Source organism: Nocardia sp. NPDC058640, from assembly GCF_042716995.1.
GTDB lineage: Bacteria > Actinomycetota > Actinomycetes > Mycobacteriales > Mycobacteriaceae > Nocardia.
Genome location: NZ_JBHXRG010000001.1, coordinates 621,345 through 647,038, shown reverse-complemented (window position 1 = coordinate 647,038; position 25,694 = coordinate 621,345). Strand labels below are relative to the sequence as shown.

Sequence of the window (25,694 nt, the reverse complement as noted above, 5' to 3'; positions counted from 1 at the left end):
ACGAAGTGAGAAACGGGCCTAGACCAGCACGATGCCTTCGGCGACACCGACGGAACGAAGGTCGCGGTACCACCGCTCGACCGGGTGTTCCTTGGTGAAGCCGTGACCGCCCAGCAGCTGCACGCCGTCCAGACCGATCTGCATGCCCTTGTCGGTGGCGAACTTGCGCGCCAGCGCCGCCTCGCGAGCGAACGACAGACCCTGCTCCGCACGCGACGCACCACGCAGGGTGATCAGGCGAAGTCCGTCGAGCTCGATCGCCATGTTGGCGACCATGAAAGCCACCGCCTGACGGTGCGAGATGGGCTCGCCGAACGCTTCACGCTCGTTCACATACGGGATCACGTAGTCGAGCACGGCCTGCCCGGTGCCGATGGCCAGCGACGCCCAACCCAGTCGCGCCAGCTGCACGGCGTCGCCGTATTCGGCGGCGCGGGTCTTGGCGTCACCGTCGCCGAGGATGGCGTCGGTGCCGACGGCCACGTTGTCCAGGATCAGTCGACCCAGGCCCGCGGCGCGCAGACCCATGCTCGGGTCGGCTTCCACGGACAGTCCGGCGGTGTCGGATTCGACGATGAACAGCGCCGGGCGCCCGTCGAGTTCGGCTGCCACGATGAACAATTCGGCATCCGCGGCCGCGGGGACCAGGCTCTTGACGCCGGTGAGCTTGTAGCCGCTGGGGGAGCGAACGGCCTTGGTCTGCAGCGCGAACGGGTCGAACAGCGCGCGCGGTTCGTTGATCACGACCGAGGCCTGCGGCACGGCGTCGCCGGTGAAGGCGGGCAGGTAGGTCTGCTGTTGCGCGTCGGTGCCCCACTGGGACAGCGCCACGGTGACACCGCTGGGCGCCAGAATCGGCAGCGCCAGACCCATGTCACCGTGCGCAAGGGCTTCGGCGACAAGGGAATTGGTGACCGCGCCACGCTCGGAGGCCGCGCCTTCCAGCTCCTCGGGCACATTGATCAAGGTGATGCCGAGTTCGGCGGCGCGCTCGAGCAGATCGCGCGGGGCCTTGGCGGCATTGTCGGCGTCGTACGCGGCGGGGCGCAGGATCTCGCCCGCGAAGTCGCGCACCGTTTCGACGATCATCTGCTGCTCGTCGGACGGGGTGAGGTCGAAGTAGTCCTTGGTCTTGGACTCGTTGTCCACCAGGCGTTTCGGTTCCCCGCCGCCGGTGACCTTGGCGAAGGTGCGCGTGGCCGCGCCCAGGGTGCGGAACCCGGTTTTGGTGCCCTCGTAGGTGACCCGCTCGATCGGCTTGCGCAGGTTGTACTTCTCGGCGAGCTCCGACCCGGTAATGGTCGTCAAAGCGCGCATCGCGGCGCCCATCCAGTCCCGCTTGGGCTGGCTGAGACCGACCGCGGACGTGTCGTTCGGACGTCGCTTCGTCGCGCTGTCTCGAGTGCTCATCATCACCTGATTTCCTCGACTGTCGGGGCGCCTTGTGACCCCGCCCATCTTACTCCTCGGTAAGACTATCTTACTCCGGAGTAAGAAGCGCGATGATCCGCTGTGGAATCACCGGTTTCTGTCACCCTGGACAGGTGCCCGTCATAGCGTCGGTTTTCGCGCTCGTCCTGCTGGCCTACTCCGGACGGTACGGCTATCACCGCGACGAGCTGTACTTCCTGGCCGCGGGACGGCGCCTGGACTGGTCTTACCCTGATCAACCGCCGCTGTCGCCGCTGTTGGCCAGACTCACCACCGTCATCGACCCCGACTCGTTATGGGTCATGAGGTTGCCCGCGGTCGCCGCCGCCACGTTCGTCGTGGTGTGCGCCGGGTGGATGGCGGGGGAGTTGGGCGGCGGCCGCGGGGCGCGGGCAGTGGCCGCGGCGGCGGTGGCCAGCTCGGCGCTGATGATGGGCGCGGGTCACCTGTTCGGGACGACGGTGTTCGATCTGGCGGCGTGGTCGTTGATCTGTGTGCTGGTGTTGAAGCTGGCGCGCGATCCCCGGTGGTGGTTGGTGATCGGGGTGGTCGTCGGCCTCGGGTTGCAGAGCAAGGTGTTGTTGATCGTTCCCGTTGTCGCGCTCGCGGCGGCGTTGGCGGTGACAGGTCAGCGAAAGCTGTTCGCTACCAGGTATTTCGGGTTCGCGGTGGGGATCGCGTCGGTGATGTCGCTGCCGTATCTGTGGTGGCAGGCGGGCAACGGGTGGCCGCAGTGGGCGATGAGCAGGGCTATCGCCGGGGGTTCCTCGGGGACCTCGGATTCGCCGATCACGTTCGTGCTCTTACAGTTCGGGCTGTTCGGGACGTTGTTCGTGCCGCTGTGGGGGTATGGGTTGTGGCGGCTGTGGCATTCGCGGTGGCGGGCGTTTCCGGTCGCTTACGCCGGGCTGTTCGTGCTGTTCCTGGCGACCGGCGGCAAGGCGTACTACCTGGGCGGGATGTATCCGGTGTTGCTCGCGGCGGGCTCGGTCGGGGCGGCGGCGTGGCTGGGTACGTCTGGGAAGCGTTGGGCCGCAGTGGGTTCGGCCGCCGTAGTCACCGCGCTGATGTCGGCGGTGGTGTTCCTGCCGGTGCTGCCTGTCGAGGCGCTGCCGGCCTCGCCCGTGTTGGCGATCAACTATGACGCGGGCGAAACCATCGGTTGGCCGCGCTATGTCGAGCAGATCGCGGCCGCCCGCCCCGCCGGTGCGGCGATTCTCACCGCCGACTCCGGCGAGGCGGGCGCGATCGAACGATTCGGAGGCGAATTCGACCTGCCCACACCGCATTCCGGCCACAACGCGTACTGGTGGTGGGGGCCACCGCCCGACAGTGCGACCGTGGTGCTCACCGTCGGGATCGACCGCGAGCGAGTGGCCGCACTCTGTTCGATCGTCGAGCCCGCAGGGGTGCTGGACAACGGGTTCGACATCGACAACGACGTGCAGGGTGAGCCGATGTTCGTGTGCCGCAACCCGATTCGGCCCTGGTCGCAGGTGTGGCCGGAACTGCGCGTGCTCGGCTGAGCTATTCGCGCACGTAGTAGCGCAGGGTGAGATAGGCCGTGACCGCGGCGAAGATGATGCCGATCGGCGCGATCGTCAACGCGACCACCGCGATGTCGTCACCGGTGATGCGCGGGAACACATTGCTGTCGAACAGCGGACCCAGCGCCCGGTCGATCACCAGCGGACGGGCGATCACCAGGCCGAGTACCGCCAGCACCGAGCCGACGAACGCGGCCGCGACCGCTTCGAGCAGGAACGGCAGTTGGGTGTACCAGCGTGTGGCGCCCACCAGGCGCATGATGCCGACCTCGGTGCGGCGGGTGAACGCGGCGATCTGCACCATGTTCAACACCAGCAGCATCGCCGCCAACGCCATCACCAACGCCAAACCGAACGCGGCATTGCGCAATCCGTCGAACAGGCTGGTCAACCGGTCGACAAACTCCTTGTCATTGGCCACGATCCGCACACCCGGCCTGGTGGCGAAGCTGTCGTAGATGTGCTGATACTGATCGGCATCGGTCATCTTCACCCGCAACGAAGCGGGCAGCGGTGAATCGGAGATGTACTGCACCATCTCCGGCTGATCGGCGAACAGCTTCTTCGCCTCCTCCAGCGCGTCGGCGCGGTTGAGGAACTGCACGCTCTCCACGCCCGACGTCTGCTTGAGGTCGGCCAGCAGCACCTTGCACGGGTCGGCGGCGCAGTCGGGATCGGTCTCGGACACGTTGTCGTCGAGATAGAAACGCACCTCGAGGCGGCCGACGAAGAAATTCTCGGTCTTGTCGGCCATCCGCACCGACAGCAGGCCACCGCCCAACATCATCAGCGACACCGCGGTGGTCAGGATCATCGCGATGGTCATCGTGAGATTGCGGCGCAGGCCGTCGACGACCTCGGTGAACAGGAAACTCAGTCGCATTATCGACCCACCCCGTAGACGCCGGTCGCTTCGTCACGCACGACTCTGCCGTGGTCCAGTTCGACCACCCGCCTTCGCATCGCGTCGACGATGTGGTTGTCGTGGGTCGACATCAGCACCGTGGTGCCCACGCGATTGATCCGTTCCAGCAGCGCCATGATGTCGGCGCTGGTGTCGGGGTCCAGGTTGCCGGTCGGTTCGTCGGCCAGCAGCACCAGCGGCCGGTTGACGAACGCGCGCGCGATCGCCACCCGCTGCTGTTCACCACCGGACAACTCCGACGGCAACCGCTGCCCCTTACCGCCCAGCCCGACCATGTCCAGCACCTCGGGCACCGTCCGTTCGATGAACTGACGTCGCTTGCCGATCACCTCCAGCGCGAAGGCCACGTTCTGTTCCACGGTCTTCTGCTGCAGCAGCCGGAAGTCCTGGAACACGCAGCCGATCCGCTGCCGCAACTTGGGCACCTTCCGGGCGGGCAACCGGTCGACCCGAAAGTCGGCGACCGAGATCTGCCCCGACGTGGGTGCTTCTTCCTTGAGCAGCAGTCGCATGAACGTCGACTTGCCCGAACCGGACGGGCCGATGATGAAGACGAACTCGCCCTTGGTCACATCGACGGAAACGTTGTCCAGCGCTGGTCGCGTGGAGGTCGGGTACGACTTGCTCACGTTGCGCATGGTGATCACGGGGAGCCAGTGTAGCCAGGGGGCGGGGCTGTTCCGGTGGGCGCGACGCGCCGATCAGGGCTGGGATTCGGCATTCACCCAGGTCGGAACGGCATTGAGGAACGACGAGGAGCCGTCGGGTGCCGGTTCGGTCGGTTTGACGAAAACGTAGACGACGAACGTCGACAGCCACGCCGCCATCAGGATCGCTGTGGACTTACGTGGTTTCACTGATTCCCTCCTTACGCAGGGCCGCGGCCACGCGCACGCGCAGTTCGCGACCCACTTCGAATTGTTTGCCGGGCAATGTGCGGGCAACCATCCGGATATTCATCACATCGAGCGAGAGATCTTCCACACCCATCACCGAAGGCTCGTCCAGCAGCAACGGTTTGAGGCGGCGATCCTCGTAGGCCTTGGTGCACACCGCGTGCAGGATCTCGTTGATCTTGGTGATGTCGGCCTGTGCCGACACCGGCACGTCGATCGCGGCGCGCGCCCAGTCCTTGGACAGGTTGGTGACCTTCACGATCTGCCCGTTGGGCACGATGATCACCTCGCCGTCGGAGTTGCGCAGCGTGGTGATGCGCAACGTGACGTCTTCGACGGTGCCCTCGGCGGGATCGGCCGAACCGGTGACCGCGATCTGCACCACGTCACCGAAGCCGTACTGGCGTTCGGTGATCAGGAAGAACCCGGCCAGGATGTCCTGCACGATGCGCTGCGCACCGAAACCCAGTGCCGCACCGAGCACGGCCGCGGGCGCGACCAAACCGGTTACCGAAAAGCCCAGTCGCCGAAGCACTTCCATGCCGACCAGCACGTACACGATCGTCAGCACGACCCACGTGACCACCTGGGCCAGCGCGTGGCGGTGCTTGGCCGCCTCGGTGCGCACCAGGGCGTCGCTGGTCTGGAAACCGGAGTCGATCTTGGTGGTGACGCGGTCGCGTAGGAACGCCGCGAACCGGCCGAACAGCATCGCGCCCACGATCAGCAGCACGATCTCGAGCCCGCTGGACCGCATCCAGTCGGAGATTTCGGGTCCGCTGTTGGCGGCGAGGACCATGGTCATCGCGCCTCCTTCAGTGACCTGTATCGGCACAGTTTCGGTTCGGTCGAACACACACAAGAAAGGTTACAGGTCGGTCACGGTGTGCGGTCAAACGTGGTGCAGCACACGGCATCTCCAGCGAACAGCTGGTTACGCGTCGGTCTGATCGCGCATCCGCCAGCGGATGCCGGACTCGATGAAACCGTCGATGTCACCGTCGAGCACCGCGGTCGGATTGTTGACCTCGTGATTGGTGCGCAGGTCCTTGACCATCTGGTACGGGTGCAGCACGTAGGACCGCATCTGGTTGCCCCACGACGCGCCCTCGTTGGTCTTGAGCGCGTCCATCGTGGCGCGCTCCTCCTGACGCTTGCGCTCGAGCAGCTTGGCCTGCAGCACGCGCATGGCCGAGATCTTGTTCTGCAGCTGCGACTTCTCGTTCTGGCAGGTCACGACGATGCCGGTGGGGATGTGGGTCAGGCGCACCGCGGAGTCGGTGGTGTTGACCGACTGGCCGCCGGGGCCCGACGAGCGGTACACGTCCACCCGGATCTCGCCCTCGGGGATCTCGATGTGGTCGGTGGTCTCCACCACGGGCAGCACCTCGACCTCGGCGAAGGAGGTCTGGCGGCGGCCCTGATTGTCGAACGGGCTGATCCGCACCAGGCGGTGCGTGCCCATCTCCACCGACAGCGTGCCGTAGGCGTAGGGCGCCTTCACCGCGAAGGTGGCGCTCTTGAGACCGGCCTCTTCGGCGTAGGAGGTGTCGTAGACCTCGACGGAGAACTTGTGCCGCTCGGCCCAGCGGATGTACATGCGCATCAGCATCATCGCCCAGTCGGCGGCGTCCACGCCACCGGCACCGGAACGGATGCTGACCAGCGCGTCACGCTTGTCGTACTCGCCCGACAGCAGCGTGCGCACCTCCATCGCCTCGACATCCACGCGCAGTGCTGCGCGCTCGGCATCGGCATCGGCGGTGGCCTCGGCGGCCGCGGCGTCTTCTTCGGCCTCGGCCAGCTCGTACAGCACCGGCAGGTCCTCGAGCCGCTGACGCAGCTCTTCCACGCGGCGAAGTTCGCTCTGCGCGTGCGACAGCTCGCTGGTCACCTGCTGGGCGTGGTCCTGGTTGTTCCACAGCTCGGGATCGGCGGCCTGATGCTCGAGTTCGTCGATGCGGCGGCGCAGCTCCTCGACATCGAGGACCGACTCGACCGTCTTGAGCGTGGTGTCGAGTTCGGCGAGGTCGGCGATAACGTCAGGATGCACGATGTCCTAGGTTACCGGTCGCCTCCGACACCTGGGCTGTCGGTCAGCTCGACTGCCCAAATACACTGACCCCGTGTCGACCTACTCCGCTGACCTGGACCTTGCCCTGCGACTGGCTGACGAGGCCGACGCGATCTCGAGCGTGCGCTTCGGTGCGGTGGATCTGAAGGTCGACTCGAAACCTGACCTGACGCCGGTCTCGGACGCCGACCTGGCCGTGGAGCAGATGATCCGGCGGATTCTGGCCGAGGAGCGCCCCGGTGACGCGGTGCTCGGCGAGGAATTCGGTGGTGACGCCGAGTTCGCCGGGAGGCAGTGGGTGGTCGATCCGATCGACGGCACCAAGAACTTCGTGCGTGGCGTCCCGGTGTGGGCGAGCCTGATCTCGCTGCTCGAAGACGGTGTTCCGGTGGTCGGCGTGGTCAGTGCGCCCGCGTTGGGCAGGCGCTGGTGGGCTGCGGCCGGGTCGGGTGCGTGGGTGCAGGTGCACCCCGGTGCGCCCAAGCCGATCTCCGTGTCCGCGGTCGCGGATCTGGATGCGGCCAGCTTCGGCATCTCCAGCCTGTCGGGCTGGCACGAACGTGGCCTGCGCGACAAGCTCATCGACCTCACCGATGCCGTCTGGCGAGTGCGTGGTTACGGCGACTTCTTCAACTATTGCCTGGTCGCGGAGGGTGCGGTCGACATCGCCGCCGAGCCGGAGGTCTCCCTGTGGGATCTGGCGGCCCTGGACGTCCTGGTCCGCGAGGCGGGTGGCGCGTTCACCTCCCTGGACGGGCGTCCCGGCCCGCACGGTGGCGACGCCGTGGCGACGAACGGCCTGCTCCAGGACGTGGTGCTGTCCCGTTTGGGCGGATAAATCGAGTTATCCACATGTGAGCAACTTTCGCGTCGGCCGCCATCGGCTTCCCTGCGCGGGCTGCGGCCCCGGCGCTCGCTCGTAGGATGGCCCGGTGAGCAATTCCGGCGCCACAGCCCCCGATGTCGAAGACTTCCCCTACGAAGACTTCCCACCTGACGACGCGTATCCGTCCGACGGCGGTTACGTCTCCGAGCACGACTTCGCCGATACCGGCGAGGTCCACTTCGACGATCTGGCCCCGGCCACCCCCGGCCGGGTCGCGGCACCCGATCGCGGCGAGACCGCCGACGAGGTCCTGCGCCGCGTCTTCGGTTACGACAGCTTCCGTGGCGACCAGGCGGCCATCGTCGAACAGGTCGTCGGCGGTGGCGACGCGCTGGTGTTGATGCCCACCGGTGGCGGTAAATCCCTGTGCTACCAGGTCCCTTCCCTGGTTCGCGACGGTGTCGGCGTGGTCGTCTCCCCACTGATCGCGCTCATGCAGGACCAGGTCGACGCACTGAGCGCGCTGGGTGTGCGTGCCGGATTCCTCAACTCCACCCAGTCGCCCGATCAGCGGCGCACCGTCGAGGCGCAGTTCGTCTCCGGTGATCTGGACCTGCTCTACCTGGCGCCGGAACGCCTGCGACTGGAAGCCACGCTGCGGCTGCTCGACCGCGGCAAGATTGCCCTGTTCGCCATCGACGAAGCGCACTGCGTGTCGCAGTGGGGCCACGATTTCCGGCCCGACTACCTCGCGCTGTCGCTGGTGCACGAGCGCTGGCCCGATGTCCCGCGCATCGCGCTCACCGCGACCGCCACCGAGAAGACCGCCGCCGAGATCGTCGAGCGCCTGGACCTGCGCGCCGCGAAACAGTACATCTCCAGCTTCGACCGCCCCAATATCCAGTACCGGATCGAATCGAAGAACCGCGCCGACCGGCAACTGCTGGACTTCATCCGCGCCGAACACCCCGGCGACGCGGGCATCGTCTACTGCCTGTCGCGCAATTCGGTGGAGAAGACCGCCGCCATGCTCAACGAGAACGGCATCCGCGCGGTGCCCTATCACGCGGGCCTGGACTTCCGGACCCGCGCCGAGAACCAGTCCAGATTCCTGCGCGAGGACGGCCTGATCGTGGTGGCCACCATCGCCTTCGGCATGGGCATCGACAAACCCGACGTGCGTTTCGTGGCCCACCTCGACCTGCCCAAATCGGTGGAGGGCTACTACCAGGAGACCGGTCGCGCGGGCCGCGACGGCCTGCCGTCCACCGCCTGGATGGTGTACGGCCTCAATGATGTTGTGCAACAACGCAAGATGATCGATTCCAGCGAAGGCGATGCCGCGCACCGCAGGCAGTTGCAACTGCACCTGGACGCGATGCTGGCCCTGTGCGAAACGGTCGGCTGCCGTCGCGCGCGCCTGCTGAACTACTTCGGCCAGACCGGAACCACCTGCGGCAACTGCGATGTGTGCCTGAACCCGCCCGAAACGTGGGACGGGACGGTGCCCGCGCAGAAGTTGCTGTCCACGGTGCTGCGTCTCAAACGTGAACGGGGACAGTCGTTCGGCGCGGGTCATCTGGTCGACATCCTGCTGGGCAAGACCAACCAGAAGATCACCCAGCATCGACACAACGAGCTGTCGGTGTTCGGCATCGGCACCGATCTGCGCGACACCGAGTGGCGCGGCGTGGTCCGGCAGCTGTTGGCCGGCGGCCTGCTCGCCGTGCAGGGTGAGTACGGCGTGCTCGCGCTCACCGAGGAGAGCAACGAGGTGCTGTTCGAGGGCCGAAAGGTGTTGATGCGCCGCGAACCCGAACGCGCCGAACGCGCTCCTCGCCCCGCGCGCACCGGCAAGGCCGGCAAGGCCGCCGTCGACCTGCCCGCCGCCGACGTCCCCGTGTTCGAGCGCCTGCGCACCTGGCGCGCGGCCACCGCCAAGGAGCAGGGCGTGCCCGCCTACGTGGTGTTCCACGACGCCACCCTGCGCGAAATCGCCGCCCGCAAACCCGCCGACCTCGCCGCACTGGGCACCGTGGCAGGCGTGGGCGAGAACAAGCTGGCCCGCTACGGGGAAGGAGTGCTCACCGCGCTGGCGCAGGAGTAGCCGCGAACCAACCGTCGCCGTCGGGCACGCACAGCGGCGAGGTGGTGCGCGCGCACACGCGCGGCGGCAGGGAACCCGCGACGAATCGGGGAACCCCGGGTTACTGTCGAGTCATGGCCAACGATGAGGGCTCCGACGGCGATTCGTCGGGCAGCAGCCCGGCTGCGGGCGGCGATTCCCCGCGCCCCCCGATGCCACACCGGCCCATCGATCCCGTCGTCGCGCCCACGCTGCTCGGCTCGCACCACACCGTCATCCACCGCGGCCGACCACGCTGGTCCACCCTCGCCCTGATCGCGATCTTCACCGCGGCCCTGGTGCTCTACCTCGTCCTCACTCCCGGCTGACATCGCCGTCGCGCCCTGTCGGCGATCGCTTGCGCCACCCGGTATCCCGCTTTCGCTCGCGCCGCCCCGGCATCCCGCTGGCACGCTGTGCTCCGCCCCGGTGGCGGGCGCATCTTCGCCGAACATCGGATTCCGGAAATTTTGCGATGCCACGCACCAGCGACATCCGAGTCGCGCATGTGAGAAATCAAAACCGCAGGTCATAGCGTTGCCGCGCGCCCTTTCACCGCGCACCGTTGCCGCACGGGATCGATCACCGAGATCGACCCGGGCACGAGGAGGCGACGACGATGTTGCGGTGGAATTGGCGAAACACAGTGGTGTGCGCGGCAATAGCGGCAACCGGCCTGGCCCCGGCCCCGGCCGCCGCCCAGCACCTGTCCCCACCGGGCATGGACTTCGCCCGCGTCCTGGGAACCCCGGCCCTGCCCGGCATCTACGGCCCCGAGACCGCGGTGGTCGTGCTCGGCTACGGCCTGACCCCGGAGGGCACGATGCGCGACGAGTTGGTCGCCCGGTTGCGCGCGGGCCTGACCCAAGCCGTGTTCGCGCCGTTGTCGCCGATCATCGTCACCGGCGGCAACCCGCAAGCCGGCCTGTCCGAAGCCGACGCGATGGCCGACTGGCTGACCGCCGCCGGCATCGATCCGACCCGAATCCTGCGCGAACCCGAAGCCGATTCGACCGTGGCCAACGCCCGCAACACCGCGGCCATGCTGTCGGAAAGGGGCCTGCGCTCCGTCGTGCTCGTCACCTCCGACGACCACATCGACCGAGCCAGAAGCACTTTCGCCGCCGCGGGCATCACCGTAGTCGGCGACCTGACTCCCGGCCGCGCGCTGTGGTCGTCGGTGCCGCTGCACATCGGCGGCTTCGGCCCCGCACGACCCGCCCTGTGAACGATCATCGCCGCCGATCGCACCGCATCATGACTAGTCGAGAAAATCCACCCGTTCGCCGCGACAACCGCCCCCGCACCTCGTAGCGTCGACCCATGATGCTCCACCTGTCCGATCGCGACATCCTCAACGAGCTAGAGCCCACCGCCGAAGCGAACCTCAACGACCACCTGGCCAAGGCCAAGATGTGGCACCCACACGACTACGTGCCGTGGGACGAGGGCCGCAATTTCGCGGCGATGGGCGGCGACGACTGGGATCCCGAACAGTCGCGGTTGAGCGAGGTCGCCAAGGCGGCGATGATCACCAACCTGCTCACCGAGGACAACCTGCCCTCCTACCATCGCGAACTCGCCGACACCTTCGGCTTCGACAACGCCTGGGGCACGTGGGTGGGCCGCTGGACCGCCGAGGAGAACCGGCACGGCATCGTATTGCGCGACTACCTCGTGGTGACCCGCGCGGTGGACCCGGTCGCCCTGGAAGAGGCCCGGATGTCGCACATGACCGCCGGCATCGCCAAGCCGGAGAAGGGTTCGCAGTTCCTCAAGGGCGTCGCGTACGTCACCCTCCAGGAGCTGGCGACCCGGATCAGCCACCGCAACACCGGCGCCCTGTGCAACGACGCGGTCGCCGATCGGATGCTGGCCCGCATCGCCGCCGACGAGAACCTGCACATGATCTTCTACCGCAAGCTGTGCGCGGCCGCGCTGGATCTGACCCCCGACGCCGCGATGCGGGCCATCACCGACGTGATCCTGCAGTTCCAGATGCCGGGCCTGAACCAGCCCAACTTCCGCCGCAACGCGGTCCTGCTGGCCAAGCACGGCGTCTACGACCTGCGCCAACACCTCGACGTGGTGCTGCGCCCGACCCTGCGCACCTGGCGGATCTTCGAGCGCACCGACTTCGGCGCCGAGGGCGAGATCGCCCGCGAGGAGCTGAACGCCTACATCCTCGACCTCGAGGTGAAGGCGGCCCGTTTCGAGGAGCAGCGCGACCGCGCACTGGCCAGGGCGGCCGCGCGCGCGTCCTGAATCAGACCACGGCAAAAACCGCTGGCGGCGTCACATACAGTTGACCGTTATGAGGGAGAAAGGCCGGAAGGTCATCGCGACCAACCGCAAGGCCCGCCACAACTACACGATCCTGGACACCTATGAGGCCGGGATCGCCCTGGTGGGCACCGAGGTGAAGAGCCTGCGCGAAGGCAAGGCCTCCCTGGTCGACGCCTTCGCCACGGTCGACCACGGCGAGGTCTGGTTGCGTGGGCTGCACATCCCGGAGTTCAGCCACGGCACCTGGACCAACCATTCGCCGCGCCGCACCCGCAAGCTGCTGCTGCACAAGCGCGAGATCGAGCACCTGGTCGGTAAGTCGCGCGAGGGCAACCAGACGCTGGTGCCGCTGTCGATGTACTTCTCCGACGGCAAGGTGAAGGTCGAGCTGGCGCTGGCCAAGGGCAAGCAGGATTACGACAAGCGTCAGGACCTGGCTCGCAAGCAGGCCGAGCGCGAGGTCACCCGAGAGGTCGGTCGGCGGGTCAAAGGTATGCGTTGATCTCCGTAGTGCTCGCCCTGGTCGCAGCGGCGGGCTACGGAGTCAGCGACTTCTTCGGCGGGATCGCCGCGCGCAGAGTCACCGCGTTGCGCGTGGTGGTGGTGTCGTATCCGTTCTCGGTGCTGTTGGTTTTGCTGATCGCGCCGTTGGTCGGCGGGCACGCGGACACCGCGTCGATGCTGTGGGGGCTGGCGGCCGGGGTCGCGGCGGGGTTGGCGGTGTGGTGGTTCTACGCGGCGCTGGCCGACGGGCCGATGTCGGTGGTGTCGCCGGTCACCGCGGTGTTGGTCGCGGGGATTCCGGTCATCGCGGGGCTGTTCCTGGGCGAACGGCCGGGCGCACTGGCGATCGCCGGCATCGCATTGGCCCTGGTCGCGGTCGTTTTGGTCAGTCGCGAGGCACCTGACGAGACCACCGAGGAGATCACCGGCGGCCGACCACTGCGCTTCACCCGTCGCGTCGCGCTGCTCACCGTCGGCTCGGGCGTGGCCTTCGGTTTCACCTTCTTCTTCCTGCACGAAACCAGCGCGAGCGCGGGTCTGTGGCCACTGCTGGCCCAACGCACCGCGGCCACCGCCGTGGTGTGGACCTGCGCGCTGGCGGCCGGACAATTCCGCGGCCTGCACGGCGAACCTCTGCGGCTGGCACTGGCGGTCGGCGTGCTGGACGTGATCGCCAACGCCGCCCTGCTCTACGCCTTCCACGGCGCGATGCTGTCGGTGGTCAGCGTGATCGGCTCGCTCTATCCCGCCGCGACGGTGCTGCTGGCGATGGTTCTGCTCGGCGAACGCATCAGCAACATCCAGAAGGCGGGCATGGTGTTGGCATTGGGCGCGGTCGCCATGATCGCCGCGAGCTGACTGCTAGAGCCGAGTGCAGGGCTCGTGCAGTCCCAGCCTGCCCAGCGTGGTCCCGCGATACCCGACCTCGACCGCCCTGGCACCCATCGGCGCCTGCGCGTCCGGTTCGAAAACCGCCGACCACTCCCTGCCGAGGTCTGGCGCGTCGGCACCGGACGGATGGATGGCGACCATGCCCTCACCGTCGGGAGTCAGACCGTCTGCCGCGCGCCGCAGTCCCGGCCGGGTGAGATCGCCGTTCTCGGCGGCGGCGGTGAGCAGGGCTTTGAGTGGGTAGGAGATCGCCCAGCCCAGCGAGTAGCCGAAATTGGCGGGTTCGCCGGTGGTCGCCTCGCGGGCATGTTTGGCGCCGATGCTGTCGCCGGCCCAGCTGTCCACCGGGGTCATGTAGTTGTAGAGCGCGGTGAGCGCGGGCGCGGCGGGGGTCTTCAGCAGCGCCGCGTTCCAGGTGGGCACCGAGCCGAGGAAGCGGCCGGTGAAACCCGAACCCACCAGTTTGCCCACGATTTCAGCGGTTTCGACCGGGCCGGTGGCCAACAGCACCAGTTCGGGTGCCGCGGTGAGGATCTCCTTGACCGGCCCGTCCTGATTGCCGACCTCCCCGTTGGGGCCGGTATCGATGCGGGCCGTGATCGTCGCCCCGTTGGCCGCGGCCCACTTCGACGCCCCGGCCGCGTAGTCGCTGCCGTAGTTGCCGCGATTGGCCACCACAGCGATATCGCGGGGCGCATAGTGATGCTCAGCGAACCAATCGAGGCCGGTCACCGCCTCGGTGCAGTAGGAATAGCCCGCGCTGAGCACCAGGTTGTGGTCGACGCTGCGATAGTTCCAGCCCGACCACTGGGTGGCCGCGGTGGCGACCATGTCGTCGGCATCCATCCGGTTGAGCGTCGCGATGGTCTGCGAGGTCCCGAAACTCATCGCCAAGGCCAGCACGTGCGGCTCGATCGCCTCGTACTCGGCGCGATGTAGGCGCGGATCCTGCGATGTATTGCGGGTATAGGACGTGATATCGACGTCATAGCCGCCGATCCCGCCCGCTTGGTTCACCCTGTTCCAGAACGCCCGCTGACCCTCGTGCATCGAGGTGCCCAGCGCGCTGAAAGGCCCGTTCTCCAGATCCGAGAGCACGCCGAGATAGATGCACCCGCGATCGGCGTGCGCCGAACCCGGACACGGCGTGCTGGTGACGCCCGGCACGGCGGTGGGCTCGCTCGACGAGCAGGCCGCGGCGAGCACGAGGCTCGCGACCGCCGGGATCGCCGCGAACCGGCGCAGTCGACGCCGACTGGTGAATGCCATGGGATAACTCCTTGCTCCAGTCGCCCAGGACATTTGACGGTTCCGGGCGGCCGAACGGGAACAGTACTCGCCCGCACCCGCGCTCCCACCCGGTTTCGCCGACGCGGTCGCACGGGGTTCGCCACAAGATCACTTCACCGACAGCGCGAGCTGGCAAAAATAATGGGATGATCCGCGGGCTTCGCAGTGTTAATATGACTAGCCCGCACGGTGCGGGCACGTACGGGGCTGAACGGTTTCGACTGCGTACGTAGATTCAGGGGAAGCGTGTCGGTGCAGGCAAGAGACCACCGTAAGCGTCGCTGCAACCAATTAAGCGCCGATTCCAATCAGCGCGAGTACGCCCTCGCTGCCTAAGTAGCCAGGTCGTCTCTGCCAGTCCGGGTTCGTCCCTCGACCCGGGGACTGGCATCAGCTAGAGGGAATTACCGTTCGGCTCGGTCGCGGAGTCGGATGGGACATCTCACAGCGACTGGGATCGTCATCCAGGCTTGTTCGCGAGACTTGGAGATCCAAGCAGAGACATAGCGAACTGCACACGGAGAAGCCCTGAAGACGCGGCGGAGGACCCGGGTTCGATTCCCGGCAGCTCCACTGGAAGCCCCTCACCTGACACACAGGTGAGGGGCCTTTTCATGCCCTGACTGGCCGGGCGCGATGCTGGCGACGGAACGTGTGAGTCTTGGGTCGAAGAACCCTGTGGCGCTTGGACTATCGTTTCGGCATAAAGGTCAGCCGGTGATCGAGGTTCTGGGGGAAACGTGCGGAAGTTGATCGCGGTCGGTGTGGTTGCCGTCTGTCTGGCGTTGACGGCGTGTGGTGCTGGATCGGGCGATCCGGAAAGCCCGGTGACGACCATGCAGACCACCTCGGCGCCTGTCACGACCACTGCCGAGCCGGCGAAAAGTCCCGCTGCGTGGTCGGTGTCGGACTACAGCAGCGACTCCTCGATGGTGGCGGTGGTCGGGGATGTCGTGCTGACGCCGCGAGAGACAGCGATGGTGGCGCTGAATCGCAAGTCCGGCAAGGAGTTGTGGCATCGCGAGCGCAGTGGCGGCGACTACAACACCTATTGGATCAGCGGCCCCCTGGTCGTGCTCGTCGATAAGCCGCAGAACAATTCCGGGCCGTACTTGTTCGAGGTCATCGACATCGCAAGTGGGTCGACCCGCTGGCAAGCCAGCGCCGACGAGGTGTCGGTCTTCGACAAGGCCGTCTACACCTCCGATTGCCAGCAGGCGAGTGGCCGCAAGGAAAAATGCGCGACCATGCGACGCGACCTTCGCGACGGGAAGTCGACCTGGACGGCACCGGCGACAGGGAAAGTCAGCGAGGCCGAAATCGGACTGGGCAGCCAGCAGGCCACCATCGAACGACCCTATGTCGCATTCTCGGTGCCATCCCCGCCGTCGGATATTCAGTGGGCTCTGCTGGAGACAGCGACTGGCACAGTGCTCCCGGTCCGCGCGAAAAATCGTGCATGGTACGAAATCGCGGTCGAGAATTCGCTGATCGTCACCGATAACAGCGATGTCCGTGGCGAGGGCGCGTGCCCGGTATCGGTCGAGGCGTTCGACGGTCACAGCGGAACCACGAAGTACTCCACGACCGTGAACAGTGGTCGCCGCAAGGACGGGGAGTGCGAGCATTCCCTCGGCCCGACGCCTGGCGATGGATTCACCGGCAGCGGGTCACGCGTCGCGGCGGTCAGCGATGACGGGTCGGTTCAGCTCCTCGATCTCGTCACGGGAAACGTGGTGTGGACTTCCGAGATCAAGGGCACCGCGCTCGACGCTGACGACCGATCACTGCTGATCTCCGAGCACGCGGACCAGGGTTCGCTCACCCTCGTCGACATGACCACCGGTCAGCGGAAATGGACGGTCGCCGATCCGGGCTTCATCGGATACCCGTCCGAGCGAACAACTTTCGTCGTCGGCGACCGGGTAGTCGTCGGCGGGCGGGTTCTTGTCGGCGAGTACAGCGCGCCGCCGGTCACGCTCGTCTACGACCGCGAAACCGGCAGGGAACTGTCCAGGTATGACGCAGACCTGGCAGGCGCGGGTGCCGACTGGGTCGCCATCGGTCGCAGCGTCGCGGAAAAGTACGTTCTCGAGTTCCACGGCTAGATCAGTGCTCTAGGCAGACCTGGTGCGGGGTCGCGCGGGTGGGCCACGTCAAACTGGGTGAATGACGCGGTATGCATACGACTCGGGGGCGGGGACGCTGGTCGCTACCTGGGGGACCGGTCGGGGGGATGTCGCGCAGACTGTCGCGGCGGTGTCGGGGATGGCGCGGGGGGTGGAGTTGGCGGCGGCGTTGGCTAGTTTGGCTCGGTGTCAGTGGCGGACCTATACGCATCCGGCGACCGCGGCGGGGGATCCCGATGTGGAGGACGGGGAGGCGTGGCGGCGGGCGCAGGAGCGGGGGCGGTTCGAGAAGGTCGAAGAGGCGTTGCGTGCGCCGAACTTGCCCGATGAGGACGGGTGCATGCTCGTGTTCTACAGCCCGATCGAGGAATCCGCGCACCACGTCGGCCGGGTGCTGCACGCGATCGGTGACCCGGATCTGGTGGACCGGGTGGTGGCCGAGGTGCGCACCGAACAGGCCGCGATCACCGCCGCTGAGCTGGGGGATCTGGCGGGTCGGGCGCGCCAGGCCGTGGAACTCACGCGACCGGAGATCTCCCCGGTCCAGGTCCACGCCGCCGACCGACTCCTGCGCGACAACCCCCTCGGCACGATCGACCTGTTCACCGAACTCGACCCCGCCGCCGCCTCGGTCGCCGCGGCGCACTGGCTGCGAGCCGCGGCCAAGGTGGCAGGCGACGTCGCGGGCATCGACCCGGTGGACGTGGTCGCCGAAGCCGACGACATCGAAGCGCTCCAAGTAGAAACGCCCACTGTGGTTCTGGAGCGACTGACGGCCGGGGAGACCCCCACACAGGTGGTCATCGACCTGATCGCCGACGCCATCGCCGTGTCCGAGGGCAAGGTCCGCGACCTGGACGGCATCATCGACGCCGCCCAACACCTCGAGGAAAGCGACGACAACGACTGGACCGAAGGCATCCGCATCTGCCGCCTCGACCCCACCCGCCCCGCGATCGACCTGCTCGAAGACCTACTGGGCGGCATCCGAGGCTGCTGGCTGGTGTTCAGCGAACAGGACCGCGACGCCGGCTTCGAAACCGCGGTGCGCACCGAAGCCGACGCCGAGACCTACCCGCTGCAGTGACTTAACCGCCCGCGCGACGACGGAAGGTCCGCTTCCCGCCTGCTTGCGCGTGCGTGCCACGCACCTTGGCGTCGTTCTGGGCGGTGCCACCCGCGGTGGAGTGGCCGTTCTTGCGATCGAGCGCCTCGCGGAACTTCCGCTTGGTCGCCTGCTCCGGGGTTTCGTTCACGTCACCGGATTGCTGCTGTTCATCGGGCATGGGTACAGCCTGCCACCTCGCCGCGCCTTCGCGTACCACGGCCATGGCCGTACCCGGATGGCCGCGAGTAGGATCCACCGATGCGGGGCTGGCCAGGAGGGATGTGGCTGTGATCGAAGTATGGGGTGAGCGGGTCGCGGTCCGGTACGCGGACGGGCGGCTGGTGACCACGCCGTTGCGCGCGGACAACGACATCGCGCTGGACGTCGGGGTCGCGGAGTTGGGCCGGATCGCCTTGGCTGCCACCGAGGACGGGCAGATGGCGTTGCTGCTGTTCTTCCGGTCTGCGCAGTTCGTGGTCAATGGTGCGTCGACACAACGTCATCCGGTGCCGGTGTACCTGGAAACCGGCTTACGTGAGCAAGCACAGGCGCTGATCAGGGCTGTGGAACGTGACTTGACCAGTCTGCGAAGGGTTTTCCCACCTCGTCCGAATCTGGTTCCCCCGCAGAGATCCGATGACGCGCAACGCCCCGATATTTCAGCCGCAGCACACCGAATGCGTCAGCAGGACAACTGTTTACACGAAATCGACATCCTGCACAACATCGCCCGCCCCGACGAGTACATCCTCGAACTGGCTCAAGCAGGCCACGAAGGCGCACCGGGACTGGTCGCGATCACCACACTGCGACTGCTGTTCGTGTCCGAGTGGGCGGTCTACGAGTTCCCGGTCTCGGTTCTGACCGGCGCCCAAGTGCTGACGGGAAGAGTTGCGACACTGCGCATTTCGGGCGCCGGCACCGACCTGGACTTCGTGGACTGGGAACCGACCGACTTCACCCGCATCATCGAAGCCGTGCGCTTGGCCTGCGAAATCGAGCACGTCGACGGTTCGATCGCTCAGTCGCTGCCGTCCTCGGCGGACCTGTTCGCCGAATGGCAACTGCTGGTGGAACGCCGCAAACTCGGCATGGTCGACGACGACCCGTTCCGCCGCGAAGCAGTCGGCATCATGCTGACGATGCCGGGCTGAACACCGGCGCACCCGGATGCAGGGCCACCCGCCGCCACGGACTCGACGGCCGCAGGTGCAGCCCCGCGATCATCCGTCTGCGTTCCGCCACTTGGCTTTTCGCGGCCGAAAGATCTTGCGTGGCCGCCCAGAAGATCGCGCCCGTGAGAAACCCGTCCCCGAACTGCCGCCAGTTGCGATAGTGCTGCCGCGCCCGGTCCAGCCCGGTCAGCATGTGCTCCCACGCTTCGTCTTCAGTGAGATAACCCGCCGTGCACGCGGCACGAGCGATGAACACCAGCCGCGCCAAATCCCATGCGGTGGCGTCGATTTGCAGCGGAGTGGGCAGGCTGTCGGTGATGCCGAGCTTGATGGCCTGCAACCACGCGTCGTAGTCGCGGTCGATCCCCGCCGGCCCGCGATAACCGCGGAAACCCGACAGCGTGTGCAGGAATTCGCGATGCTCATCGGCCAAACCGGACCGGTCGACGCGCCCCGTGTCGGTCGCGGCGGCGACGGCCAGCGGATGCACCAGTTCGAACAGCGGCGCGTGCATCCCGGCCAGCAGTCGGCGCACGGTGTCGTGCGCGTCCTCGGCATTGTCGACGCCCCACGATTCGTGCAGTCCCTCGATCGTGGTCTCCCGCCGAGTCGACGAACTGTCGGGTTCCTCGGGCAGGAACGCGACGCCATCGCACTGCGCGCCCCAACTGCGCCCGTAGTACGCGCCGACGGCCAACGCCGTGATCCGGTCGTCGTCGATCGAATTCCCCGACCACACATCGGGCTCGACATCGATGTCGGCGCCCGGAAATCCCGCCACGCGCGGCCGCCCACCCTGCACGGAAGCTGTCGGTTGCACTGGCACCCCTCTTTGCGCCGAACTGTCGAGCCGAACGTCGTGCCGCCAGATCCTAGTCGGCGAACACACCTACGAGGAACTTGTCGGTGGGCAGGACTACGGTCGAGAACGTGGCCGAATACCGGGAACGCGCATCGCGACTGGACGCAGCAGTGGTCTGGTCACGAACCATGCCCGCGCACCCGGCTCCGGTCACGGTGTTGCCCGATGGGTGCATGGACCTGATCTGGACCGAGGGCGCCCTGATGGTCGCGGGCCCGGACAGCCGCGCGTTCGTGGCGCCGACCGCGCGATCCACCGAATTCGTCGGCATCCGATTCGCGCCGGGCACCGCGCCGACGTTGCTCGGCATTCCGGCGGTGGAACTGTTGAACCAGCGCGTCGATCTGGCCGCGCTCGCACCGCCGCGTTTCACCCGCGAACTGATCGACCGCATCGACAACGCGCCCGACCGCGTTGCGGCCATGGAGGCGATCGCATTACGATTCGCCGCCGAAAACGGCCCGGCAGACCCCGTGCTCACCGCCGTCGTCGACACGTTGTCGGCAGGCGCGACGGTGGCCGAGACCGCTGCGAGCACAGGCATGTCACCACGAATGTTGCACCGTCGCTCGCTGTTCGCCTTCGGCTACGGACCCAAGATGTTGGCCCGTATTCTGCGTTTTCAACGCGCATTGACAGCAATTCGCACCGGCATCCCGCCTGCGCGAATCGCCGCGACGACCGGTTTCGCCGACCAAGCGCACCTGTCACGGGAGGTCCGTGACCTGGCCGGATGCTCGATCAACACCCTGAAAACCCGCTGATCGGGCGAACCACTGCCCGGAAAGTCTCATTCGGCACAGCACGGCGGAAGGTTTAGGCTCGACTGTGCACGCCCCGTCGCAAGTGCTTAGGCCAGCCCGAACACCGACGAGAGGATGTGACCCGATGATCGATGAATCCGTGTATTCCACGCTCCGTATCGAGGCCGAACGAGACGAAATCCGTCGGCTTGTCGTGGGCGCTGTCGTCGTCCGCCACCATCGCGTGCTCATCCTGCGCCGTCGACGATCGGATTTCCTCGGTGACCGGTGGGAGTTGCCCAGCGGCGTGGTCGAGCCGGGTGAGGCGCTCGATGAGGCGGTGGCTCGCGAAGTCGCGCAGGTGACCGGGCTCGAGGTCACCGGAATCAGCGACTACCTCGGCGATTTCGACTATCTGACCGGCGACGGCGCCCGCACCAGGCAGTTCACCTTCGTGGTCGACGTGGCCGCGACCGGGCCGCTGACGCTGACCGACCACGACGCGCACCTGTGGACCCGCCTGACCGGAGAACCCCCGGTCAGCGACGAGGTCCGCGACATGCTCGGCGTGTATCAGCAGCGTCAACGCGACCCGCACGGGTGGTCGGCCTACTCGCTGGGCAACGGCGCGTAGAGGTCGATGCCGTGTCCGTCGGGGTCGGCCACGCACGCGTACCGCTGACCCCAGAAGGCGTCCCACGGCGGGGTTTCCCCGTGGTGGCCTGCGTCGACGAGCTCGCCGTAGAGCTTGTCGACCTCGGCCGGGTCGGCGCACCGAAACGCCAGACTGCTGCGTCCCGGCCCGGTCGGCGGTTGCCAGCCGGGGGTGAACGAGGCGACCGTGGCCTCGGTGTCCAGAAGCAGCCGCATACCGCCGATCGCGGCCTCGGCGTGCCCTTCGGACTCGGCACCGTCGGGGAATTCCAGCCCCAACCGGCGGTAGAAGGCCACCGAGGCGGCCATATCGGACACGATGACGGAGATGGCATCAAGCTGTGGAGTCATCTTCGCAGCGTAAACAGCCGACCCCGGTGCCGTCTTGAAGAAATCGGACGTCAGTCGAGAGTGCCCAGCACCCGGTTCACGTAGTCGTTGGCGAACACGCCGGTGGGGTCGAAGCGGCGGCGCACCGCGGTGAAGCGATCCCAGTCCGGGTAGCGCGCGCTCAGCGTCTGCGCGGTCTGGAAGTGCCGCTTGCCCCAGTGCGGCCTGCCGTTGTAGGTGTCGAACACGGCCTCGCACGCACGGAAGTACGGCTCCCACACCATGCCCTGATACTGGTGCACCGCGATGTAGCAGGTCTCGCGACCGCTGGCGGGGGACAGGAACGCGTCGTCGGGGGCAACCCAGCGCACCTCGATCGGCATCGGTGTGCCGAATTGCCTGCCCAGTTCCAGGATTTCACGAATCGCGGCGGACGCGTGTTCGCGCGGGATCGCGTATTCCATCTCGTTGAACTTCACCAGCCGCGGCGTGGAGAACACCCGGTACGACCGGTCGACCTGCCGGTTGTTGCTGCCGGCCAGGGTGGCCGCGCGGTGAATCATGGGGATAGTGGCCGGAATTCGACGTCCCAGCTTGCACATGCCGTTGTAGAGGTGGTTGGCGACCAGGATGTCGTTGATCCACTCGTTCACCTTGCCGCGCGGCTTTTCCGGCGCGGCGGTGCGGTTGATGGCCTTGGTCATCGTGGTCTGACTGTGCGGGAAGGCGAAGAACTCGAAATGCGCACTGCCGTCGGCGTATTCGTCGATGTTGTCGAGAAGGTCGTCCAGCGGGACCGGCTTCTCCACGCACTCGAGCACGAACGACGGCTCGAGCTGCAGTGTGGCCGCGGTGACGATGCCCAGCGCACCGATGCTCACGCGCGCGGCCTTCCAGCCGTCGGGATCGGTCTGCTCGTTGAGCTCCACGCGGGTGCCGTCGGCGCGCAGGACTTCCACCGAGTGCAGTGCCGCGGAGATATTGCGCAGTCGGGAACCGGTGCCGTGCGTGGCGGTGGCGGTGGCACCGGCCAGCGTCTGGGTGTCGATGTCACCGAGGTTGGGAAACGCCAGCCCGTGGTCGTGCAGCAGCGGGCTCGCCGCGTGCAGCGAGATTCCGGCTTCCACGCGCACCTGGCCGGTGGCGGCGTCGACGTCGAGGATCTTGTTCAAACCACCCAGGTCGAGCAGGGTGCCGTCGGTGAGCACGGCGTCGGTGAACGAGTGTCCCGACCCGGCGACGCGCACGGTGCGCCCGGCGGCAGCCGATTCGGCCACGATCGCGGTGAGTTCTTCCACGTCACGGGGCGCGGCGACGACGGCGGGTGTGCAGCGCTGCTCGCCTGCCCAGTTCACCCAGGTGCTCTTGGTCATGTGACCAACATTAGAGGATGTGGTGTGACGCGCGCTACTGCTGGGCGGTAGTTCGGCTCAGCGACGACGGCCGAGGCAGCCCGCGGCCTTGGCCTGCTCGACCTGTTCGTCGGTCATCGGCGGGATCAGCAACGGGCGGCGCGGCACCACATCGGTGCGAACACCGTTGAGCGCGATGGCCATATACCGTTGCCACACTTCGGGATTCACCGGCGCCGCGAACTCGGCCAGCGAATTGACCATGTGGATCAACGCGAAGAAGTCGGTGGTGGCGATGTCGGCGTCCACCGCGCCCGCGTCGCGCGCACGATCCACGATCGCGGCCACCGACGGATGGATCCGGTCGCGCAACTCCGCGAATCGGGCCGGATCTTCCTCGAGCTCGAGCATCACCTCACCGAAACCGCGGTTGGTCGCCAGGTGTTTGCACGCGCTTTCGAAGAACTCGACCAACCCCTGCCACGGATCGGGATTGCGCAGCGCCTCCTCGGCGGCGTCGGCGAAATCCTTCACATGCTGATCGAAGACCTCGGCGATGAGTTCCTTCTTGTTCGCGAAACGCCGGTAGACCGTGCCCACGCCCACGCCCGCGCGCTCGGCGACATCGTCGAGGGTGATCTCGAGGCCGTGATCGGCGAACAGTTCGCGGGCGGCCGCGACGATGCGTTGCTGATTGCGCGCGGCGTCGGCGCGCAGTCGGCGGGGTGGTGCGGCAGTCGTCGTGGCGTGATTCACAAGTACATCCTATCAATCCGAGGATTAAGTGGAGGTGGTTTCTCCGTTACTCTGGTAGCTTCGAATGAAGCGGAGGCGATATCTCCGATTATGCCACCGCAGACCACCACCCAGCCTTCCAAGGGGAGTTATGACCACCACACTCGACACCGGGCCGACCAGCCCCACCGACACCGGTCGGCGTGGCTCACACGCCCTGCGCTGGTGGGTCCTGGCCGTACTCGGCATCGCCCAGCTGATGGTCGTGCTCGACGCCACCATCGTGAACATCGCCCTGCCCGCCGCCCAGGCCGATCTGGGCTTCGGCGACGGCGACCGCCAATGGGTCATCACCGGCTACGCGCTGGCCTTCGGCAGCCTGCTGCTGCTGGGCGGACGCCTGAGCGACCTGTTCGGCCGCCGCAACACCTTCATCGTCGGCCTTGTCGGCTTCGCGGTGGCCTCGGCCATCGGCGGCGCGGCAGGCAGCTTCGAGATGCTCGTCGCCGCGCGCGTGGGCCAGGGCGTGTTCGGCGCACTGCTCGCGCCCGCCGCCCTGTCGCTGCTCACGGTCACCTTCACCGAACCCGGCGAACGCGCCAAGGCCTTCGGCATCTTCGGCGCGGTCGCCGGTGCCGGTGGCGCGATCGGCCTGCTGCTGGGTGGCGTGCTCACCGAATGGGCGTCGTGGCGCTGGGCCATGTACGTGAACCTGGCCTTCGCCGCCGTCGCGCTCGTGGGCGCGGTGCTACTGCTGGCCAAGCACACCGCGACCTCGCGGCCCAAGCTCGACTGGACCGGCACCGTGGCCGTCACCGTCGCGCTGTTCGGCATCGTCTACGGCTTCTCGCACGCCGAATCCCACGGCTGGAGCGACCCGGTCACCCTGGCCTTCCTGCTCGGTGGCGCGGTGTTGCTGGCGGCGTTCGTGTGGATCGAGACCAAGGTCGCGCACCCGTTGCTGCCGCTGCGCATCGTCGCCGACCGCACCCGTGGCGCGTCGTACCTGACGGTGTTCATCATGGGCATCGGCATGTTCGCGATCTTCTTGTTCCTGACCTTCTACATGCAGCTGACCCTGCAGTACACGCCGATCGTGACCGGCCTGGCGTTCCTGCCGATGGTGGCGGGCATGGTCGTTTCCTCGACCACCGCACCGTCGCTGCTGCTGCCGCGGTTCGGGCCCAAGATCGTGATCAGCGGCGGGTTCCTGGTCGCCGCGGCCGGCATGTTGTGGCTGACTCGGATCGGTCTGGACACCGGCTATGTCACCCACATCCTGCCCGCGCTGGTGCTGCTCGGCCTCGGCCTCGGCGGTGCGATGTCGGTGGCGTTCCAGGGTTCGACCGCGGGTGTGCAGCACGAGGACGCGGGCGTGGCCTCGGCGATGGTCAACACCAGTCAGCAGGTCGGCGGTTCCATCGGCACCGCGCTGCTGAGCACGATCGCGGCCTCGGCGATGACCGATTACGTGTCATCGAACCAGCCCGGCCCGCTCACCATGGCGCAGGGCGCGATCCAGAGTTACACCACCAGTTTCTGGTGGGCCACGGCCACTTTCGTGCTCGGCGCGATCGTGATCGCGGTGCTCATGCCCAACACCGTGCCCGAACCAGCCGAAGGTGAACCGGTGCTCGCGCACTGATCCGACCCCGCCGACACGATGGCCCGAACCGACAATCGGTTCGGGCCATCGTCATTCACCTACTCGGTCTGCTGAAAGTTTGCCGCGACCGCACCGCTGCGCTTAGTGTCGGTGGGGCTGGATACCATGAGCATCGACCATCATTCGGATCGGCCGCAGGGGAGGG

26 protein-coding genes and 1 other RNA gene are annotated in these 25,694 nt (G+C 67.1%); 15 read left to right on the top strand and 12 right to left on the bottom strand.

Features of this window, described 5'->3' with window-relative positions:
- Positions 1 to 18: 18 nt before the first annotated feature.
- Positions 19 to 1,413, bottom strand: coding sequence for an acyl-CoA dehydrogenase family protein (locus tag ACFWU5_RS03180; RefSeq protein ID WP_379240333.1), 1,395 nt, complete (start codon positions 1,411 to 1,413; stop codon positions 19 to 21).
- Positions 1,414 to 1,544: 131 nt separating this feature from the next.
- Between ACFWU5_RS03180 and ACFWU5_RS03175 the strand changes: the two genes are divergently transcribed.
- Positions 1,545 to 2,957: a glycosyltransferase family 39 protein gene (locus ACFWU5_RS03175; protein WP_379265996.1), complete on the top strand. Its 1,413-nt coding sequence runs from the start codon at positions 1,545 to 1,547 to the stop codon at positions 2,955 to 2,957.
- A 1-nt stretch (position 2,958) separates the two neighbouring features.
- Here ACFWU5_RS03175 and ftsX read toward each other — a convergent pair whose 3' ends face one another.
- The 5 genes from ftsX to prfB form a co-directional block, all read right to left on the bottom strand.
- Entirely contained in the window at positions 2,959 to 3,861 is a 903-nt protein-coding gene (gene ftsX / locus ACFWU5_RS03170; protein WP_379240335.1) for a permease-like cell division protein FtsX, read from the bottom strand.
- A complete protein-coding gene (gene ftsE / locus ACFWU5_RS03165; RefSeq protein WP_379240965.1) occupies positions 3,861 to 4,541 on the bottom strand; it encodes a cell division ATP-binding protein FtsE in 681 nt (226 codons plus the stop codon). Before ftsE ends, ftsX begins: the two co-directional genes overlap by 1 nt.
- A gap of 63 nt (positions 4,542 to 4,604) precedes the next feature.
- The gene (locus ACFWU5_RS03160) at positions 4,605 to 4,760 is read right to left on the bottom strand and encodes a hypothetical protein (RefSeq protein ID WP_379240336.1); all 156 of its coding nucleotides are present in this window, start codon (positions 4,758 to 4,760) and stop codon (positions 4,605 to 4,607) included.
- Positions 4,747 to 5,604 carry a mechanosensitive ion channel family protein gene (locus tag ACFWU5_RS03155; protein WP_379240337.1) on the bottom strand — a complete coding sequence of 286 codons (858 nt, stop codon included), beginning with the start codon at positions 5,602 to 5,604 and terminating at the stop codon, positions 4,747 to 4,749. The genes ACFWU5_RS03160 and ACFWU5_RS03155 overlap by 14 nt, the downstream gene beginning before the upstream one ends.
- A 129-nt stretch (positions 5,605 to 5,733) precedes the next feature.
- Complete coding sequence (prfB, locus tag ACFWU5_RS03150; protein WP_379240338.1) at positions 5,734 to 6,852, bottom strand: peptide chain release factor 2; 1,119 nt, start codon at positions 6,850 to 6,852, stop codon at positions 5,734 to 5,736.
- Between the two features lie 73 nt (positions 6,853 to 6,925).
- Here prfB and hisN point away from each other — a divergent pair, with 73 nt between their 5' ends.
- From hisN to ACFWU5_RS03115, 7 genes are all read left to right on the top strand, one after another.
- Positions 6,926 to 7,711 carry a histidinol-phosphatase gene (gene hisN, locus ACFWU5_RS03145; protein WP_379265995.1) on the top strand — a complete coding sequence of 262 codons (786 nt, stop codon included), beginning with the start codon at positions 6,926 to 6,928 and terminating at the stop codon, positions 7,709 to 7,711.
- Positions 7,712 to 7,805: 94 nt separating this feature from the next.
- Positions 7,806 to 9,806 carry a DNA helicase RecQ gene (gene recQ / locus ACFWU5_RS03140; protein WP_379265994.1) on the top strand — a complete coding sequence of 667 codons (2,001 nt, stop codon included), beginning with the start codon at positions 7,806 to 7,808 and terminating at the stop codon, positions 9,804 to 9,806.
- Between the two features lie 113 nt (positions 9,807 to 9,919).
- The gene (locus ACFWU5_RS03135; RefSeq protein ID WP_379265993.1) at positions 9,920 to 10,153 is read left to right on the top strand and encodes a hypothetical protein; all 234 of its coding nucleotides are present in this window, start codon (positions 9,920 to 9,922) and stop codon (positions 10,151 to 10,153) included.
- A 290-nt stretch (positions 10,154 to 10,443) separates the two neighbouring features.
- Positions 10,444 to 11,052 (top strand): YdcF family protein, encoded by a 609-nt coding sequence (locus tag ACFWU5_RS03130; protein WP_379265992.1) that lies wholly within the window; start codon positions 10,444 to 10,446, stop codon positions 11,050 to 11,052.
- Positions 11,053 to 11,147: 95 nt separating this feature from the next.
- Positions 11,148 to 12,089, top strand: a complete 942-nt coding sequence (locus tag ACFWU5_RS03125; RefSeq protein WP_379265991.1) for an acyl-ACP desaturase — start codon at positions 11,148 to 11,150, stop codon at positions 12,087 to 12,089.
- A 49-nt stretch (positions 12,090 to 12,138) separates the two neighbouring features.
- The gene (gene smpB, locus ACFWU5_RS03120) at positions 12,139 to 12,612 is read left to right on the top strand and encodes an SsrA-binding protein SmpB (RefSeq protein WP_379240345.1); all 474 of its coding nucleotides are present in this window, start codon (positions 12,139 to 12,141) and stop codon (positions 12,610 to 12,612) included.
- Complete coding sequence (locus ACFWU5_RS03115) at positions 12,609 to 13,472, top strand: EamA family transporter (protein ID WP_379265990.1); 864 nt, start codon at positions 12,609 to 12,611, stop codon at positions 13,470 to 13,472. Before smpB ends, ACFWU5_RS03115 begins: the two co-directional genes overlap by 4 nt.
- Before the next feature lie 3 nt (positions 13,473 to 13,475).
- Here the strand turns inward: ACFWU5_RS03115 and ACFWU5_RS03110 are convergent, their stop codons facing one another.
- Positions 13,476 to 14,774, bottom strand: a complete 1,299-nt coding sequence (locus ACFWU5_RS03110) for an ABC transporter substrate-binding protein (RefSeq protein ID WP_379265989.1) — start codon at positions 14,772 to 14,774, stop codon at positions 13,476 to 13,478.
- Positions 14,775 to 14,998: 224 nt separating this feature from the next.
- On the opposite strand from ACFWU5_RS03110, the gene ssrA reads away from it, so the two are divergent.
- The 3 genes from ssrA (at position 14,999) to ACFWU5_RS03095 (ending at position 18,011) form a co-directional block, all read left to right on the top strand.
- Positions 14,999 to 15,371, top strand: a transfer-messenger RNA (tmRNA) gene (gene ssrA, locus ACFWU5_RS03105).
- Between the two features lie 164 nt (positions 15,372 to 15,535).
- Positions 15,536 to 16,903 carry a PQQ-binding-like beta-propeller repeat protein gene (locus ACFWU5_RS03100; RefSeq protein WP_379265988.1) on the top strand — a complete coding sequence of 456 codons (1,368 nt, stop codon included), beginning with the start codon at positions 15,536 to 15,538 and terminating at the stop codon, positions 16,901 to 16,903.
- A gap of 61 nt (positions 16,904 to 16,964) precedes the next feature.
- The gene (locus tag ACFWU5_RS03095; protein ID WP_379265987.1) at positions 16,965 to 18,011 is read left to right on the top strand and encodes a hypothetical protein; all 1,047 of its coding nucleotides are present in this window, start codon (positions 16,965 to 16,967) and stop codon (positions 18,009 to 18,011) included.
- A gap of 1 nt (position 18,012) precedes the next feature.
- On the opposite strand, the gene ACFWU5_RS03090 is transcribed toward ACFWU5_RS03095, so the two are convergent.
- The gene (locus ACFWU5_RS03090) at positions 18,013 to 18,210 is read right to left on the bottom strand and encodes a DUF5302 domain-containing protein (RefSeq protein WP_379240352.1); all 198 of its coding nucleotides are present in this window, start codon (positions 18,208 to 18,210) and stop codon (positions 18,013 to 18,015) included.
- A gap of 109 nt (positions 18,211 to 18,319) precedes the next feature.
- Here ACFWU5_RS03090 and ACFWU5_RS03085 point away from each other — a divergent pair, with 109 nt between their 5' ends.
- Complete coding sequence (locus ACFWU5_RS03085; RefSeq protein ID WP_379265986.1) at positions 18,320 to 19,186, top strand: hypothetical protein; 867 nt, start codon at positions 18,320 to 18,322, stop codon at positions 19,184 to 19,186.
- On the opposite strand, the gene ACFWU5_RS03080 is transcribed toward ACFWU5_RS03085, so the two are convergent.
- Positions 19,164 to 20,027 (bottom strand): DUF1266 domain-containing protein, encoded by an 864-nt coding sequence (locus ACFWU5_RS03080; RefSeq protein ID WP_379240356.1) that lies wholly within the window; start codon positions 20,025 to 20,027, stop codon positions 19,164 to 19,166. The genes ACFWU5_RS03085 and ACFWU5_RS03080 overlap by 23 nt on opposite strands.
- Before the next feature lie 86 nt (positions 20,028 to 20,113).
- Here ACFWU5_RS03080 and ACFWU5_RS03075 point away from each other — a divergent pair, with 86 nt between their 5' ends.
- Entirely contained in the window at positions 20,114 to 20,833 is a 720-nt protein-coding gene (locus tag ACFWU5_RS03075) for a DUF6597 domain-containing transcriptional factor (protein ID WP_379265985.1), read from the top strand.
- A gap of 124 nt (positions 20,834 to 20,957) precedes the next feature.
- Positions 20,958 to 21,446, top strand: a complete 489-nt coding sequence (locus tag ACFWU5_RS03070) for an NUDIX hydrolase (protein WP_379265984.1) — start codon at positions 20,958 to 20,960, stop codon at positions 21,444 to 21,446.
- On the opposite strand, the gene ACFWU5_RS03065 is transcribed toward ACFWU5_RS03070, so the two are convergent.
- From ACFWU5_RS03065 to ACFWU5_RS03055, 3 genes are read right to left on the bottom strand one after another with little or no spacing between them, the layout of a single operon-like run.
- Positions 21,422 to 21,817 carry a VOC family protein gene (locus tag ACFWU5_RS03065; RefSeq protein ID WP_379265983.1) on the bottom strand — a complete coding sequence of 132 codons (396 nt, stop codon included), beginning with the start codon at positions 21,815 to 21,817 and terminating at the stop codon, positions 21,422 to 21,424. The genes ACFWU5_RS03070 and ACFWU5_RS03065 overlap by 25 nt on opposite strands.
- Positions 21,818 to 21,867: 50 nt before the next feature.
- Positions 21,868 to 23,169 (bottom strand): D-arabinono-1,4-lactone oxidase, encoded by a 1,302-nt coding sequence (locus ACFWU5_RS03060; protein ID WP_379240362.1) that lies wholly within the window; start codon positions 23,167 to 23,169, stop codon positions 21,868 to 21,870.
- Positions 23,170 to 23,226: 57 nt separating this feature from the next.
- Positions 23,227 to 23,904, bottom strand: a complete 678-nt coding sequence (locus ACFWU5_RS03055) for a TetR/AcrR family transcriptional regulator (protein ID WP_379240364.1) — start codon at positions 23,902 to 23,904, stop codon at positions 23,227 to 23,229.
- Positions 23,905 to 24,034: 130 nt separating this feature from the next.
- Between ACFWU5_RS03055 and ACFWU5_RS03050 the strand changes: the two genes are divergently transcribed.
- Positions 24,035 to 25,528 carry an MFS transporter gene (locus ACFWU5_RS03050; protein ID WP_379265982.1) on the top strand — a complete coding sequence of 498 codons (1,494 nt, stop codon included), beginning with the start codon at positions 24,035 to 24,037 and terminating at the stop codon, positions 25,526 to 25,528.
- The last annotated feature ends 166 nt before the right edge of the window (positions 25,529 to 25,694 follow it).